The organism is Lysobacter antibioticus (genome assembly GCF_001442535.1).
In the GTDB taxonomy this organism is placed as follows: Bacteria; Pseudomonadota; Gammaproteobacteria; order Xanthomonadales; family Xanthomonadaceae; genus Lysobacter; species Lysobacter antibioticus.
Genome location: NZ_CP013141.1, coordinates 4,542,877 through 4,557,644, shown reverse-complemented (window position 1 = coordinate 4,557,644; position 14,768 = coordinate 4,542,877). Strand labels below are relative to the sequence as shown.

The following is a 14,768-nucleotide window of genomic DNA, read 5'->3' as shown; positions in this document are numbered from 1 at the left end:
CTCATGCGCCGGCCGGATCGGCCGGGCGTTTGCCGCCGAAGCCGCGCAGCACGTCGAGCGTGGCGTGCCAGGCGCGATCGACCAGGCGGCTGCGTTCCTCGACGACCACCCGCGCCTGGCCGCGCGCCATCATCCGGGCGAGGCTGTCGAGCGACTGTTCGCCGACGCGCTGGCCGCGCTGATTGACGAACAAGGCGTTGTCGGTGACCGGGCTGAACCACGACAGGCGCCGGCGTACCGCGTCGCCCTGTTGGTTCTGCACGAATTCGAACCAGGTGCCGAACGGCAGGGTGCGGATCTGTTCCCAGCAGCGCTGCTCGTCGTCGTTGCGCGCGGGCAGGGTCGAACGGGCCGGCCCGGCGTCTTCGCCGAGGCGGCTGCGCGAGCGCAGTTTCATCGCCAGCTCGGTGCGCGAGGCGGCGTCGTCCTCGAGCGCCGGGCCGACCGTGAGCTGGCGCGAAATCGCGCGGGCGTCGTCGCCGTGATAACCGACCTGGGTCAGCGCGTGTTCGATGTCCGCGTCGAGGCCGCACGGCATCGGCGCGTCGGCGCCGGTGCGGTTGCCCGAGACGATCTGGCGGGTGGTTTCCAGCTGCCGCTGCCAGGCTTCGGAGTCTTCGCCGTGGCGCAACAAGGTCAGGGTGAGCACGTCGGCCCAGGCCTGGTTGAGCAGGGCCTGGACGAAACGCGGCAGGCGCTGTTCGGCGGTGTGCTGTTCGATCGCTTCGCTGGCCAGGCGCTTGGCCATTTCGAGCTTTTCCTTGCCGCGCGCGGCTTCGACGTGGCGCCGTTCGGAGACTTCGGCCTTGCGCGCGAGGTTCTGCAACTGTTCCTGCAAACGCAGGTTGGCGGTATCGAACACGTCCGCGCCGGAATCGTAGTGCTCGACCACGTGGTCGACGGCCTGGCGCAAGGGCTCGTGCAATTGCGGGTCGACGTCTTCGCTCGGGGTCCAGCGCGCGCCGGCTTCGGCGACCGTGTTGAGCAGTTGCAGTGCCGGGTGCTCGGTCTGCTCGAGCAGGCTGCGGTCCTGCAGCGCGGCATGCAGCAAGGGCGCCTGCAGGCGGTTGAGCAGGGTCGAAATCGTCACGTCGCCGCGCAGGCGTTGCTCGATCTCGTCGTACAGCATGTCGAGCAGGTCGAAGACGTCGCCGTCGTCGCGCGACAGCGCGGCGACCGTGCCCGGCGGGGGTTCGCTGCGTTCCAGCAGCGACTGGCGCAGCTCGGCGATCTTGCGCAACGGCTGCGGGCCGCGCGGCAGTTCGTCCTTGAGCCGGTTCAGCACCGACAACACCTCGGCGGTGTCCATCGCCGCGGCCGGCACGGCGACCCCGCCGCGCGGACGCAGCTTGTCGACCAGTTCGCGGCGCTCGCCGAGCCATTGCTGCAGGGTCGCGAAATCGGTTGCGTCCGGTGCCCGCGCCACCGCTTGCTGGCCCGGCCAGGCGGTGTGCGGACGCTCGTCGTCGGGCCGCGCCGAGGGCGACGGCCCCGCATGCGTACCGCGGTTCTTGTCGGGCGCCGGTTCGCGGCGCATGGCGTCGGCGGCCACGGCTTCGCCCTGGGGCATGGCGTTGGGACGCGCGCGCAGCGGCACGAACGACAGGCCCGGCAGCACGTTCTCGCGCGCGAGCAGGGCGTTCATGGCCTCGACCATCTGCGCGTAGCCCAGCATCACCTGCTGGTCGAACACGCGGAACAGGTCCAGGCGCGACTCCTGGCCGATCTGCAGGGGCAGGCAGACGTCGGCGAAGATCCGGATCAGGCGGTGCGGGCCGACCGGCAGGCGTTCGGCATCGAAGGCCGGTGCACCGGCGAGCACGCCGAAGCGTTGGCCGAGCAGCAGCAGGCCGAGGCCGGCGCGCGATTCGTGGCGGCTGGCGATGCTGCGCAGCACCGTGTTCTCGTCGATCTCGCTGTCGTCGACCAGCCGCAACTCGCTGAAATTGGGCACGGCCGCCGCTTGCGAACGCGGCGCGACCGGCTGGCGCACGCGGGTCAGCGCGGTTTCCAGCGCGACCAGATAGCGCGGGATCAGGTCGGCGCGGCGCAGCCGGACCAGGCGCAGGGTTTCCAGATAACCCGATTGCAGGCTCGGATTGCGGGCCTGGTCGGCCTGGCGGAACAGCTGCTGCTCGAACTCGGCCAGCATCCGTTCCAGTTGCGGCGCGGTTTCGTCGGAGATCAGGGCGTACAACTGCTCCAGCAATCGGCGCACGCGACGGGGCAGCGCGGCCGTGGCCAGGGTGGCCCGCGGCAGCGAGGCGTCCAGAGGATCAAACGTGGCGGACATGTGGATTCGGTACTGACGACCTCAAGATATAACCACGCCTCCCCGGCGCTCGCCAACTCGAAACGGTCCGACGACGACCGCGCGTGGCGTGCAGCCGACAGGAGGCGGCCAATGGCACTAACGCGAACGACCCGCACGGGCGGCCAAAGGCGAGTGTCCGCCGGAACCGGTGGTGGGCTTGTGAGGCTCGGTATCCGCCGCGGTCCCCGGCTTACAACCGGCGCAAGCCGCTCAATCAGCCATCAAGCGGCCCTCAGTCGGGCAGGAACAGCGCCACCACATCGTTGGTGAAGCGGCGCCCCAGCTCGGTCGGGCGCACCCGGTCGCCGCTTTGCTCCAGCCAGCCGGCGTCGAAGGCGGCCTGCAGTTGCGTGGCGATGCCGGCGCGGGCCAGCCCGGTGCGGGCCTCGTAGTCGGCCAGCGAGAAGCCCTCGACCAGGCGCAGCACGTTGAGCATGTACTCGAACGGCCGCCGCTCCGGCGCGATGCGGTCGTCGCCGCCGATGCCGGCTTCGCTGCCGGCCTTGGCCAGGTACTCGGTCGGGTGCTTGTGCTTCCAGCGCCGCAGGATCGCCTGTTCGGCGCCGAGGGTGATCTTGCCGTGGGCGCCGGCGCCGATGCCCAGGTAGTCGCCGTAGCGCCAGTAATTGAGGTTGTGCGCACAGCGGCGCTGCGGCCGCGCATAGGCGCTGACCTCATAGTGCTCGTAGCCGCGCGCGGCGATCAGCGCCTGGCAATGCTCCTGGATGTCCCAGGCGCTGTCCTCGTCGGGGATGCCCTGCGGCGGCCGCGCGGCGAACACGGTATTGGGTTCCAGGGTCAGCTGGTAATGCGAGAGGTGGGCCGGGTCGAGGGCGAAGGCCCGCTCCAGGTCGCGCTCGGCCATCGCCAGGGTCTGGCCGGGCAGGGCGTACATCAGGTCGAGGTTGAGGTTGTCGAAACCGGCGTCCTGCGCCAGTTTGACCGCGGCTTCGGCCTCGCGGCTGTCGTGGATGCGGCCCAGGCGCTGCAGGCAGCCGTCGTCGAAGCTCTGGATGCCGAAGCTGAGCCGGTTCACGCCAGCGCCGCGGTAGAGCTCGAAACGGCCGTGCTCGGCGGTGCCGGGGTTGGTTTCCAGAGTGATTTCGCAGCCCGGCGCGAAGCGCAGGCGCGCGCTGGCGCCCTGCAGGAAGCGGTCGATGAACTCGGGCGGGAACAGGCTCGGGGTGCCGCCGCCGAAGAACACGCTGTGCACCGGCCGGCCCCAGACCAAGGGCAGGTCGTGCTCCAGGTCGGCCAGCAAGGCGTCGACGTAGGCGTCGTAGGGCAGGGCGCTGCCCTTGCCGCCCTTGTATTCGTGCGAGTTGAAATCGCAGTACGGGCATTTGCGCACGCACCAGGGCAGGTGGACGTACAGCGACAACGGCGGAGTGGTCAGGGTATCGCTCAAACAGCGCTCGACCGGACCCGAAGGCCCGGAAACAGTCGGAAGGGGCCGACAGCTTACCGGTCGCGCGTCGCGCCGTAGCGGGTGACGGCGAGCAGGGCGCGCAGATTGGCGTCGATGGCCACGTCCGGGCGGGCCTGGACGACCAGGCGCATGATCGTGGCCAGGGGCTCGGCGCTGCCGTCGCCGGAGGTTTCGCCGTCGAAAATGGTGGCCGTGTTCCAACGCCGGTGCGGGGCCGGGGACAGGCGCAGTTCCAGGGTCGAGGTCAGGCGCAGGCGCCCGTCCTTGGCCCGGTGCAGGGACATGCCCACTACCTCGCCCGGGGCGAAGCGGCGGGTGCGATGGGCGGTGGTGATGTTGGCGTAGCCGATGGTGTGGCCGGGGCTGGCTTGCAGGCTGACCCGTTGGATCGCGGCCAAGGCGACCAGCCCGACCAGGGTCGCCAGCAGCCACAGCGCCAGTTCGATCTCCGAGCTGAAGCTGTTGGTCTGGTGGGTGCCGGCGCCGAGGCCGTCCTGGCGGATCCAGATCGCGATCGGCATCGCCAGCAGGTACAGCACGGCCACCGACAGCACGGTATGGCCGCCGGTGCGGAAGGCGCGTCGGGGCGGAACGGCGGCGCGCAGCATCCGGTTCACCTGGCGACCTCCGGCAGGCGCTCGCGCAGCGCCGCCAGGGCGCGGGCGCGGTGGCTGACGCGGTTCTTGAGGGCGTCGTCGATCTCGCCGGCGGACACGTTGTATTCGGTGTCGTAGAACACCGGCTGGTAGCCGAAACCGCGCTCGCCCTGGCGCTGGTGCAGGATGCGACCGTGCCAGATGCCCTCGGCGATGACCGGGCGCGGGTCGCCGGCGTGGCGCAGCAGCACGATCACCGCATAGAAGTGCGCGCCGCGCTGGGCGTCGGGCACGTCCTTGAGGGCGGCGAGCAGTTTGTCGATATTGGCCTGGGCGTCGCCGTGCTGGCCGGCGTAGCGGGCCGAGTACAGGCCGGGGGCGCCGCCGAGCGCATCGACGCAGATGCCGGAATCGTCGGCCAGGGCGGGCAGCCCGGTGACCGCGGCCGCATGACGGGCCTTGAGCAGCGCATTCTCGACGAACGTGCTGCCGGTTTCCTCGATGTCCTCGACCCCCAGATCCGTTTGCGCCACCAGTTCGATGCCGGTGTCGCCGAGCAGGTCGCGCAGCTCCGCCAGTTTCCCGGCGTTGCTGCTGGCCAGCACTAATCTCATGCTTTCAGTTCCAGCAAATCCCAGCGATTACCGTACAGGTCTTCGAACACGGCGACCGTGCCGTAGGTCTCGACGCGCGGAGTTTCCATGAAGCGCACGCCGCGCCCGAGCATCGCCGCGTGGTCGCGCCGGAAGTCGTCGGTGTGCAGGAAAAAGCCGACCCGGCCGCCGGTCTGGTTGCCGATGCGCGAGGCTTGTTCCTCGCCGACCGCCCGTGCCAGCAGCAGGGCGGTCTGGGCGCCGTCGGCGGGCGCGACCCGGACCCAGCGTTTGCCGCCGCCCTGGTCGATGTCTTCGAGCAGGACGAATCCCAGTGCCTGGGTGTAGTAAGCGATGGCTTCGTCGTAATCGGCGACGACGAGGGCGATGCTGCCGATGCTGCGATTCATGGCGGACCTTGCTGAGGGGCCGTCGCTATCGCCTTCGGGAGGAGGGCGGGCGAAGCCGGCCGAATGGAGGGGATGGCGGCGGCTCGGAAGAAAACACAATCCATGGCCGTCACGATGGTTTGGGGCTGGGGCGTGTCGCCATCGAGCCCGCTGCAGATTGGCACGCCGCCGCCGATATCCGAAGTCGGGCTTCGTGCATTCGTGAAGCGTTTCGTGGTTCTGATTGCGCGCTCGTGCTGGGGCGATCCGCCCGGCGATGCGATGGGCGTCGAGCCTGCGCGTTGCCTGCATTTCGACGCTGCGCGCGTGTCTTCAACGTTGCGCGTATCGCGCGCATCGCGTGTCGATTCGTCGTGTGTCGATCAAGCGCATTGCGCCTGATGCGCGGCGGGCAGCGCACATTCCCTGCGCGTGAGGTGCACGGTTGCGGCGTGCATCACGGCCAATCGCCATTGCCGGCGAGCGGCGCCCGTCTCGACCCCTGCCTCCGAAAACCAGGGAAAAATCCGCTGGGTTTCGATTTTTGTGGAACGACGCAGGCAGCGCAGGATGGCGCAGCGGGCGATGCGGGAGCGACTGCCCATGCGGCCCCGCCGCGCCGGAAAGATGGGTGTGCCGCAGCGAGACGGACACGCAAGCGGAGCGAAACGATGGCAGCGGCTTCGAGTCCGCATCGGGACTCGAAGCCGTTCGCGGCGATCAGACCGCCAGCGCCTCGCGCTGCTTGAGGATCAGCTCGGCGATGCCGGCTTCGGCCAGGCCCAGCAGGCCGTCGAGCTCTTCGCGGCGGAAGGCGTGGCCTTCGGCGGTGCCCTGCAGCTCGATGAAGCCGCCGCCGTCGTTCATGACCACGTTCATGTCGGTGTCGCAATCGCTGTCTTCGGCGTAATCCAGATCCAGCACCGGCACGCCGCGGTAGACGCCGACCGAGACCGCGGCGACCGCGCCGAAGATCGGATCGCGGGCGATTTCGCGGCGCGACTGCAGCCAGCGCACCGCGTCGACCAGGGCCACGTAGGCGCCGGTGATCGCCGCGGTGCGGGTGCCGCCGTCGGCTTGCAGGACGTCGCAATCCAGGGTGATGGTGCGCTCGCCGAGCGCCTTGCGGTCGATGCAGGCGCGCAGGGCGCGGCCGATCAGACGCTGGATTTCCAGAGTGCGGCCGCCTTGCTTGCCGCGCGCGGCCTCGCGATCGCTGCGGGTGTGGGTCGCGCGCGGCAGCATGCCGTATTCGGCCGTGACCCAGCCTTCGCCCTTGCCGCGCAGGAACGAGGGCACCTTGTTTTCGACGCTGGCGGTGCACAGCACCCGGGTCTCGCCGAAGCTGACCAGCACCGAGCCCTCGGCGTGGCGGGTGAAGCTGCGCTCGATGCGGACTTCGCGCATTTGGCCCGCGGTACGGCCGCTGGGACGGACGAGGGGGCCGGTCGGGGCCTCGTTGGGGGCGGCGTTGGGACCGGTCATGGGCGCGAAGTTACCGTTTTGATGGCCGGCGAGTTTACCATTCGCTCCCTGTAGGCTTGGGATTCGCGAATGATTCGCAGCATGACTGCCTTCGCCAGCGGCGAACGCGTGACACCCTGGGGCACGCTCGGCTGCGAGTTGCGCTCGGTCAACCATCGTTTCCTCGAACTCGGGGTGCGCCTGGCCGACGAGCTGCGCGTGCTCGAACCGGCCCTGCGCGAGCGCATTTCCGCGCGCATCAGCCGCGGCAAGCTCGACCTGACCCTGCGCCTGCGCGCGCCCGAAGGCGGCGATGCGCTGCAGCTCAACCCGACCCGCCTGCGCGAACTCAGCGACCTGGCGATCGATCTGTCGGCGCGGTTCCCGGCGCTGCGCACCGAATTCACCGATCTGCTGCAGTTCCCCGGCGTGCTGCAGGCGCCGAGCACCGACCCGGCCGAGTTGCAGGCCGCGGCGCTGGCCCTGCTGGACAGCGTGCTCGACGAATTCGTCGCCGCGCGCGAACGCGAAGGCGGCAAGCTCGCGACGGTCATCAGCGAGCGCGTCGACGGCATCGCCGCGATCGCCGCCGAAGTGCGCACGCTGATGCCGGCGATCCGCACCGGCCAGCGCGCCAAGCTCGAGGCGCGGCTAGCCGATCTGGCCCAGCCGGCCGACAACGGCCGCGTCGAGCAGGAACTGGTGTTGTGGCTGCAGAAGCTCGACGTCGACGAAGAACTCGATCGCCTCGACTCGCACGTGGTCGAAGCGCGACGCGTGCTCAAGCTGCGCGAAGCGGTCGGCCGCCGCCTCGATTTCCTGCTGCAGGAATTCAATCGCGAAGCCAACACCCTGGGCTCCAAGTCGGTCGACGCGCGCAGCTCGGCGGCCGCGGTCGAACTCAAGGTGCTGATCGACCAGGTCCGCGAGCAGATCCAGAACATCGAGTAACGAGTGGAGAGGAACGAGTAACGAGTGCCTCTACTCGTTTCCGTTTCCTCGCCGCACGTTCCTGTATCCCCGTTTTTATCGTTTCAAGCCGGACCTTACCGACACATGCGCGGAACCCTTTACATCGTCGCGGCCCCGTCCGGGGCCGGAAAATCCAGCATCGTCAACGCCGTGCTGGCGCGCGATCCCAACATCCGCCTGTCGATCTCGTTCACCTCGCGCCAGCCGCGTCCGGGCGAGCGCCATGCCGAGCACTACCACTTCGTCAGCGCGCAGGAGTTCGAGGCGATGGTCGAGGCCGGCGATTTCTTCGAGTACGCCCGCGTCCACGGCGATTGGAAAGGCTCGGCGCGGCAGTCGGTCGAGCCCTTCCTGGCCGCCGGCAAGGACGTGTTGCTGGAGATCGACTGGCAGGGTGCGCGCCAGGTCCGGTCCAAGGTGCCGGATGCGGTCAGCGTGTTCATCCTGCCGCCGTCGCGGCAGGCGCTGGAGTCGCGCATGCGCACCCGCGGCCAGGACAGCGAGGCGACGATCCGCCAGCGCCTGGACGCCGCGCGCGAGGAAATGTCGCATTACGGCGAGTTCGACTACGTCATCGTCAACGAAGTGTTCGACACCGCGGTCGAGGAAATGTGCGCGATCTTCCTGGCCAGCCGCCTGCGCCGCGAACCGCAGGTCGCCCGCCATTCCCGTCTGATCACCGCGCTGCTGGCCGACGAGGGCTGAGGCTCGGGAATCGGGAGTCGGGAGTCGGCGCTCGGAATCGAACCCCGGCGGGACTCACGTCCCTCCAAGCCCGTCGCCTGCGCCTTTCCCCCCTTTGGAAAAGGGGGCAGGGGGGATTTGCTCCTGGCCGTTCCCCTCGCCCAGTGCATAGCCACTGTCACGAACCCCGGTCCCGCCACGTATCTGTCTGATTCGTAAGAGCTTGCCGCCTTGAACCTTGCCCCGGCCCGGCAAGCGGTCTAAACTCCCCGGTCCCCAACCGCTTGTAAAGACGGCCCACCGGCCGCCAGGAGCCCCATGGCCCGCATTACCGTCGAAGATTGCCTGGAAGTGGTCGATAACCGCTTCGAACTCGTCATGTTGGCCGCCAAGCGTGCGCGTCAGCTGGCCAACGGCGTCGAGCCGCAGCTGGACAACAGCGAAGCCAACGACAAGCCGACCGTGCTGGCACTGCGCGAAATTGCCGCGCGCCAGATCAACCCCGAATACATCGATGCGGTCGAGAAGGCCGAGCGCGAGCGCAAAGAGCGCGAAGCCCTGGAATGGGCCGCCGCCGAAGTGGTCGCCGACGACGATCTGTCGAAGAGCGACGACTGAGTGCATCCAGCCCCGCGCTCCGGCGCGGGGAGTCGATCGCGGCTCCGCCTTGGCGGGGCCGTTTTCGTTTACGGCTCCGCCAAGGCGGGGCCGTCTTCGTTTGCGCGTCGGCCGCCGCCCGCGGCTCGCCGCCATGCGCCAGGCGGCGCGTCGGCCGCGAGCGCGATCACGCGCCAGCCGCGGTATTCGTCGCCTTCCGACTGCGGCCGTCGGCGCATTCCTGAACGAATGTCTCGTCCTTGCGCCGCAATCGGGACCGGCCGCTTGCCTGCGCTGCCTGCGTGCCGCACCCAATATCAATGGATGCGTTGCACCTTGAGCCATCGCCCGCGTAAATTTCCGTTATGACCCCTGCCGAGCCCGCGCTGAACACCTATCCCGCCGTTCTGGACGACACGGAGCTGCCGGACTATGTGCGCGAGCTCGAACTGGCCGCGCACTACCTGCCCGAAGCGCAGCGCCTGCAACTGCGTCGCGCCTGGTCGGTCGGCGCCGCCGCGCACGTGGGCCAGACCCGCAAGTCGGGCGAGCCCTACATCACCCATCCGGTCGCGGTCGCCAAGGTGCTGGCCGAACAGGGCCTGGACGTCGAGACCCTGGTCGCGGCGATCCTGCACGACACCATCGAAGACACGCCGCTGACCCGCGAATGCCTGGCGACCGAATTCGGCCCGACCGTGGCCGAACTGGTCGACGGCGTCACCAAGCTCGACAAGCTGCAGTTCCGCGACCGCCAGGAAGCGGCGGCCGAGAGCTTCCGCAAGATGCTGCTGGCGATGGCGCGCGATCTGCGCGTGATCCTGATCAAGCTCGCCGACCGTCTGCACAACATGCGCACGCTCGGCGCGCAGAGCGCCGAGGCGCGCGAGCGCATCGCCCGCGAGACCTTGGAGATCTACGCCCCGATCGCCCAGCGCCTGGGCATGAACCTGATCAAGGCCGAGCTGCAGGACCTGGGCTTTCGCGCCCTGCATCCGTGGCGCCACGCGGTCATCGAAAAACGCATCCGCACCCAGCCGGTGGTGCGGCGCGAGTCGCTGGTGCAGATCGAAGCGCACCTGGCCCAGCGCCTGGCGAAGGAGAAGCTTCAACACCGCTTGATCAGCCGGGTGAAGTCGCCGTGGAGCATCTACATGAAGATGCATCACGAGCATAAGAGCTTCAACCAGGTCATGGACGTGTTCGGCTTCCGCGTGGTCGTGCGCAGCGTGCCGGACTGTTACCACGCCCTGGGCGTGGCGCATTCGGCCTATAAACCGCTCGATGCGCGCTTCCGCGATTTCATCGCCATCCCCAAGGCCAACGGTTACCAGTCGCTGCACACGGTGTTGTTCGGCCCCTACGGCTCGCCGGTGGAAGTGCAGATCCGCACCGAGGACATGGACCTGATCGCCGAACGCGGCATCGCCGCGCACTGGTCCTACAAACACGGCGGCGAAGGCCCGAACAGCGCGCAGTCGCGCGCCCACAGCTGGATCGCCAGTCTGGTCGAGTCGCAGCGTTCGACCGGTTCGTCGCTGGAATTCCTTGAAAACGTCAAGGTCGACCTGTTCCCGGATGAGGTCTACCTGTTCACGCCGAAGGGCGACATCATGTCGCTGCCGCGCAATTCGACCGCGCTGGATTTCGCCTACGCGGTGCACACCGACGTCGGCAATCGCGCGGTCGCCGCACGCGTCGACGGCAAGTTGGTGCCGCTACGCACCAAGCTGGCCAGCGGCCAGCGCGTGGAGATCATCACCGCCAAGTCGTCGACGCCGAAGCCGCAGTGGCTCGAGTTCGTCGTCTCCGGCAAAGCGCGCACCTCGATCCGCCAGCAGCTCAAGCAGCTCGAACACGAGGACGCGGTGCAACTCGGACACCGCATGCTCGACCGCGCGCTGGAAGTGCTGGAGACCTCGCTGGACCGCACCCCGGCGCTGCGCCTGGAAAGCTACCTCGCCGAGTATCGCTATCCGCGCCTGGAGGCGTTGTTGGCCGATATCGCGCTCGGCAACCGCATGCCGAACCAGGTCGCCCTGGCGCTGGCGCGCGAGGTGCCCGGCAAGTCGCGCGGGCGCGCCATCGACCGCCCGCGCCTGCCCGAGGACAAGATCCTGATCACCGGTGCCGAGCGCGGGGTGATCAGTTTCGCCAACTGTTGCCTGCCGTTGCCGGGCGACGAAATCATGGGCTACCACACCGCCGGCAAGGGCATCGTGGTCCATCGGCTGGATTGCCCGAACGTCGCCGACTACCGCAAGTCGCCCGACCGCTGGGTCGCGATCGGTTGGGATCGCCAGGTCTCCGGCGACTTCGCCGCCGCCTTGCGCATCGAAGTCGACAACCGCCCCGGCTCGCTGGCCCAGGTCGCCGCGGCGATCGCCGAGGCCGAGTCCAACATCGACCGCGTCGAATATCTGGAGCGCGACGCCAACATCGCGATCATGCGTTTCGCCATCGAAGTCAGCGATCGCCGCCACCTGGCCGACGTGATGCGCCGCGTGCGCAGACTGGCGGTGGTGCTGGGCGTGCAGCGGATGTAGGTGCGGCGGCTTGCCGCCGCCGGGGAATCGAGAATCGGGAATAGGAAATCGCAGAACCTGGTCGGAGCGCCTCGCTTTTACGATTCCCGACTCCCTATTCCCGATTCCCGGCCTTACTATCCCGACTCCCCATTCCCGACTCCCGGCCCCTAAATGTCTCGCGAAATCATCCACACCGATCAAGCTCCGGCCGCCATCGGCCCGTATTCGCAGGCCGTGCGCGTCGGCGATACGGTCTACCTTTCGGGCCAGATCCCGCTCGACCCGGCCAGCGGCCTGGTCATCGAGGGCGACATCGAAGCCCAGGCGCATCGCGCGTTCCGCAATCTGCAGGCGGTCTGCGAAGCCGCCGGCGGCTCGCTCGCCGACATCGCCCGCCTGGGCCTGTTCCTCACCGACCTCGGCGCCTTCGGCAAGGTCAACGCGGTGATGGGCGAGTACTTCAACCCGCCCTATCCGGCGCGCTCGACCGTCGAAGTGTCGGCGCTGCCGCGCGGCGTCGCGTTCGAAGTCGATGCGGTGATGGTGTTGCGCTAAACCGCGACACCTCGGTTTCCAGCAACGGCCGCCTCGTCACGAGGCGGCCGTTTGCGTTTGTGTCGGCATCGCCAGAGTAGGAGCCGCGCAAGCTGCGACCGCGAACCCGCAACAACGACGGGACACGACCGGGCGACGCAGGCTCGCAAAGCATCGATTCCCGATTCCCGATTCCCGAACCAGGCCCTACCTGCGCTCGCGCGCGATCTCGGCCAACAGGCGTTCGCGCAGGGCGCGCGGGGTTTCGCCGGTCAGGCGCTTGAAGGCGCGGCGGAAATCGCGCGGGTCCTTGTAGCCGATGGCGGCGCCGACGCTGGCGATGGTCAGGTTGCGTTCGCGCAGCAGCGCATAGGCGTGGTCGATGCGCAGGCGGTCGTGGATCTCGTGGAAGCTGGTGCCTTCGCCGGTCAGCTGCCGGCGCAGGGTGCGCTCGCTGACGTGCAACTGCGCGGCGATGCCGGCGAGCTTGGGGTCCTGCGGCAGTTGCGCGCGCAGCAGGCGCTCTACCGCGGCGGTGACCTCGCCGGGCACCGCGCCTTCCGGCATCTGCGCTTCGCACAGGGCCAGTACCTGACGCGAGGCGATCGGGTTATGGGTCGGCAGCGGCGCCGCCAACCATTGCGCGTCGAGCACCAATCGGTCCTGCGGTTGCTCGAACGCGACCGGGCAGTCGAACACGTCGCGATAGTGCGTGGCGTAGTCGGGCGCGGGGTAACTGAATTCGATGCGCAATGGCCGCAGGCCTTCGCCGACCAGGCCGCGGGCGAGGGCGAGGCAACTGCTGAAGAATTCCTCGCAGACGAAGCGGTGGATCGAGGGATAGGTCAGGGTCATCTGCCCGGCCAGGGCGACCGTGCCGGATTCCGAGGCGCTTTCGACGAAACGCATCAGGCTGCCGACCACCGGGGTGAAGCGCAGGCCGATCTGCAGGGCCTCGCCGAAGGTCGCCGCGGTCGTCATCGCCAGGCCGAGCAGGCCGAAGTTGCCGACGTGCTGGCTGCGGCCGATGTCCAGGCCGATGGTCTCGGGCAGCACGCGCAGGGCCCGGTCGATCACGATCGCGGTCGGCCGGTTGGGCAGGCGCACGCCCGGGTCGCTGACCTGAGCGCGGCTCAGGCCGGTGCCGGCGAACCAGTCGTCGCTCGGCGCGCCGATCCGGTCCGCGGTCTCGAGCAAGCCCCACAGCAGGTTCGGCGACATCAAGGCGATGTCGGATTTGGCGCTGTCCTGGTCGGATGGCTGACGCATCGCCCCTCACGATCGTGGCCGCACGGTTGACCGCTAATGCCCCCTTAGTGTGCCGCATTCGCCCTCACGCGCGCTCACATCGGCGACGGAGACTCGTCGCATAGCCACGAGGGACGCCCAACGCGAGCATTCGCGCCGCGCCCCGGTCGCCAATCACGGGGAGATCCATGAGCAAGCAGATTCCGGCGTTCGCCCTTGCCGCCGCCGCGGCCCTGACCGCCGGCTGCGGTCCCGAGCAGCCCCAGCACACAGCGACCGCGCAGGTCGCCGCCGGCGACGCCGCCTTCGCCGAGCGCTTCCGCACCCGCCTGCTCGACGCCAAGCCGGGCGAGGTGATCGAGGTGCCGGCCGGGCGCTACACCTTCGACCGCAGCCTGACCCTGCGCGTGGACGGCGTGACCATCCGCGGCGCCGGGCCCGACAAGTCGGTGCTGAGCTTCAAGGGCCAGAAGGCCGGCGCCGAAGGCCTGCTGGTCAACGCCAGCCAGTTCACCATCGAGAATCTGGCGATCGAGGACAGCAAGGGCGACGGCCTCAAGATCAACGAGGCGCAGGACATCACCATCCGCAACGTGCGGGTCGAGTGGACCGGCGGGCCGAGCACCAAGAACGGCGCCTACGGCCTGTACCCGGTCAAGACCCGCAACGTGCTGATCGAGAACTCGGTGGCCATCGGCGCCTCCGACGCCGGCATCTACGTCGGCCAATCGCGCGACGTGATCGTGCGCAACAGCCGCGCCGAGTTCAACGTCGCCGGCATCGAGATCGAAAACACGGTCAACGCCGACGTCTACGACAACGTCGCCACCAACAACACCGGCGGCATCCTGGTGTTCAACATGCCGGCGCTGTCGCAGCAGGGCGGGGCGATCCGCGTGTTCAAGAACAAAGTGTTCAAGAACAACACCGCCAACTTCGGCGCCAAGGGCACGCCGGTGGCCAGCGTGCCGGCCGGCAGCGGCATGGTGGTGAACTCCAACGACGACGTCGAAATCTTCGACAACGACATCAGCGACAACGCCACCACCAACATCATCGTCTCCAGCGTGTACTCGACCGGCTACAAGGACGACAAGGCGGCGAAAGACTTCGACCCCTATCCGGAGCGGATTTCGATCTACGGCAATCGCCTCTCCGGCGGCGGCGACTCGCCCGACGGTTTCGACCTCAAGGCCCTGAAGACGGCGATCTATGGCCTCAATGGCCGCTTCCCCGATGTGCTGTGGGACGGGTATGCGAACAAGGCGCTCAAGGATGGCCCGCAGATCTGCATCCGCGACGTCTCCGGCGTGATCAACGCCGATGGCCCCGGCGGTTACAAGAATCCGAGCCAGGATCTGACGTCCCACGCCTGCAGCCTGCCGAAATTGCCGGCGATCGACCTCAAGCGCGGTTGATC

The 14,768-nt window shown here is 68.6% G+C and carries 14 protein-coding genes; 7 read left to right on the top strand and 7 right to left on the bottom strand.

Features of this window, described 5'->3' with window-relative positions; genetic code table 11:
* Position 1: 1 nt before the first annotated feature.
* From GLA29479_RS18565 to GLA29479_RS18545, 5 genes are all read right to left on the bottom strand, one after another.
* Positions 2-2,293 (bottom strand): DUF1631 family protein, encoded by a 2,292-nt coding sequence (locus GLA29479_RS18565; RefSeq protein ID WP_057972471.1) that lies wholly within the window; start codon positions 2,291-2,293, stop codon positions 2-4.
* Between the two features lie 253 nt (positions 2,294-2,546).
* Positions 2,547-3,722 carry a radical SAM family heme chaperone HemW gene (gene hemW / locus GLA29479_RS18560; protein WP_082638801.1) on the bottom strand — a complete coding sequence of 392 codons (1,176 nt, stop codon included), beginning with the start codon at positions 3,720-3,722 and terminating at the stop codon, positions 2,547-2,549.
* A 53-nt stretch (positions 3,723-3,775) separates the two neighbouring features.
* Positions 3,776-4,360, bottom strand: a complete 585-nt coding sequence (locus tag GLA29479_RS18555; protein WP_144436608.1) for a hypothetical protein — start codon at positions 4,358-4,360, stop codon at positions 3,776-3,778.
* Positions 4,357-4,953: an RdgB/HAM1 family non-canonical purine NTP pyrophosphatase gene (gene rdgB / locus GLA29479_RS18550; RefSeq protein ID WP_057972469.1), complete on the bottom strand. Its 597-nt coding sequence runs from the start codon at positions 4,951-4,953 to the stop codon at positions 4,357-4,359. Before rdgB ends, GLA29479_RS18555 begins: the two co-directional genes overlap by 4 nt.
* Positions 4,950-5,342: a VOC family protein gene (locus GLA29479_RS18545; RefSeq protein WP_057919068.1), complete on the bottom strand. Its 393-nt coding sequence runs from the start codon at positions 5,340-5,342 to the stop codon at positions 4,950-4,952. Before GLA29479_RS18545 ends, rdgB begins: the two co-directional genes overlap by 4 nt.
* A gap of 102 nt (positions 5,343-5,444) precedes the next feature.
* On the opposite strand from GLA29479_RS18545, the gene GLA29479_RS24780 reads away from it, so the two are divergent.
* Complete coding sequence (locus GLA29479_RS24780) at positions 5,445-5,723, top strand: hypothetical protein (RefSeq protein WP_144436607.1); 279 nt, start codon at positions 5,445-5,447, stop codon at positions 5,721-5,723.
* 318 nt (positions 5,724-6,041) lie between these two features.
* Here the strand turns inward: GLA29479_RS24780 and rph are convergent, their stop codons facing one another.
* Positions 6,042-6,806 carry a ribonuclease PH gene (rph, locus tag GLA29479_RS18540; RefSeq protein WP_057919066.1) on the bottom strand — a complete coding sequence of 255 codons (765 nt, stop codon included), beginning with the start codon at positions 6,804-6,806 and terminating at the stop codon, positions 6,042-6,044.
* A 69-nt stretch (positions 6,807-6,875) separates the two neighbouring features.
* Here rph and GLA29479_RS18535 point away from each other — a divergent pair, with 69 nt between their 5' ends.
* The 5 genes from GLA29479_RS18535 (at position 6,876) to GLA29479_RS18515 (ending at position 12,121) form a co-directional block, all read left to right on the top strand.
* Positions 6,876-7,736 carry a YicC/YloC family endoribonuclease gene (locus GLA29479_RS18535; protein WP_057919065.1) on the top strand — a complete coding sequence of 287 codons (861 nt, stop codon included), beginning with the start codon at positions 6,876-6,878 and terminating at the stop codon, positions 7,734-7,736.
* Between the two features lie 105 nt (positions 7,737-7,841).
* Positions 7,842-8,462: a guanylate kinase gene (gene gmk, locus GLA29479_RS18530; RefSeq protein WP_057919064.1), complete on the top strand. Its 621-nt coding sequence runs from the start codon at positions 7,842-7,844 to the stop codon at positions 8,460-8,462.
* Between the two features lie 297 nt (positions 8,463-8,759).
* Positions 8,760-9,059 carry a DNA-directed RNA polymerase subunit omega gene (gene rpoZ / locus GLA29479_RS18525; protein WP_031372646.1) on the top strand — a complete coding sequence of 100 codons (300 nt, stop codon included), beginning with the start codon at positions 8,760-8,762 and terminating at the stop codon, positions 9,057-9,059.
* Positions 9,060-9,403: 344 nt separating this feature from the next.
* Positions 9,404-11,584, top strand: coding sequence for a RelA/SpoT family protein (locus GLA29479_RS18520; protein ID WP_057972468.1), 2,181 nt, complete (start codon positions 9,404-9,406; stop codon positions 11,582-11,584).
* 153 nt (positions 11,585-11,737) lie between these two features.
* Positions 11,738-12,121, top strand: a complete 384-nt coding sequence (locus GLA29479_RS18515) for a RidA family protein (RefSeq protein WP_031372644.1) — start codon at positions 11,738-11,740, stop codon at positions 12,119-12,121.
* Positions 12,122-12,307: 186 nt separating this feature from the next.
* Here the strand turns inward: GLA29479_RS18515 and GLA29479_RS18510 are convergent, their stop codons facing one another.
* A complete protein-coding gene (locus GLA29479_RS18510; RefSeq protein WP_057919062.1) occupies positions 12,308-13,369 on the bottom strand; it encodes an AraC family transcriptional regulator in 1,062 nt (353 codons plus the stop codon).
* 167 nt (positions 13,370-13,536) lie between these two features.
* On the opposite strand from GLA29479_RS18510, the gene GLA29479_RS18505 reads away from it, so the two are divergent.
* Positions 13,537-14,766: a parallel beta-helix domain-containing protein gene (locus GLA29479_RS18505; protein WP_057919061.1), complete on the top strand. Its 1,230-nt coding sequence runs from the start codon at positions 13,537-13,539 to the stop codon at positions 14,764-14,766.
* The last annotated feature ends 2 nt before the right edge of the window (positions 14,767-14,768 follow it).

What these genes read in the sequence shown, in the direction of transcription:
- GLA29479_RS18565 (WP_057972471.1), bottom strand. Translation starts at nt 2,293, where the DNA reads ATGTCCGCCACGTTTGATCCTCTGGACGCCTCGCTGCCGCGGGCCACC.
- rdgB (WP_057972469.1), bottom strand. Translation starts at nt 4,953, where the DNA reads ATGAGATTAGTGCTGGCCAGCAGCAACGCCGGGAAACTGGCGGAGCTG.
- GLA29479_RS18545 (WP_057919068.1), bottom strand. Translation starts at nt 5,342, where the DNA reads ATGAATCGCAGCATCGGCAGCATCGCCCTCGTCGTCGCCGATTACGAC.
- GLA29479_RS24780 (WP_144436607.1), top strand. Translation starts at nt 5,445, where the DNA reads ATGGCCGTCACGATGGTTTGGGGCTGGGGCGTGTCGCCATCGAGCCCG.
- rph (WP_057919066.1), bottom strand. Translation starts at nt 6,806, where the DNA reads ATGACCGGTCCCAACGCCGCCCCCAACGAGGCCCCGACCGGCCCCCTC.
- GLA29479_RS18535 (WP_057919065.1), top strand. Translation starts at nt 6,876, where the DNA reads ATGATTCGCAGCATGACTGCCTTCGCCAGCGGCGAACGCGTGACACCC.
- gmk (WP_057919064.1), top strand. Translation starts at nt 7,842, where the DNA reads ATGCGCGGAACCCTTTACATCGTCGCGGCCCCGTCCGGGGCCGGAAAA.
- rpoZ (WP_031372646.1), top strand. Translation starts at nt 8,760, where the DNA reads ATGGCCCGCATTACCGTCGAAGATTGCCTGGAAGTGGTCGATAACCGC.
- GLA29479_RS18520 (WP_057972468.1), top strand. Translation starts at nt 9,404, where the DNA reads ATGACCCCTGCCGAGCCCGCGCTGAACACCTATCCCGCCGTTCTGGAC.
- GLA29479_RS18515 (WP_031372644.1), top strand. Translation starts at nt 11,738, where the DNA reads ATGTCTCGCGAAATCATCCACACCGATCAAGCTCCGGCCGCCATCGGC.
- GLA29479_RS18510 (WP_057919062.1), bottom strand. Translation starts at nt 13,369, where the DNA reads ATGCGTCAGCCATCCGACCAGGACAGCGCCAAATCCGACATCGCCTTG.
- GLA29479_RS18505 (WP_057919061.1), top strand. Translation starts at nt 13,537, where the DNA reads ATGAGCAAGCAGATTCCGGCGTTCGCCCTTGCCGCCGCCGCGGCCCTG.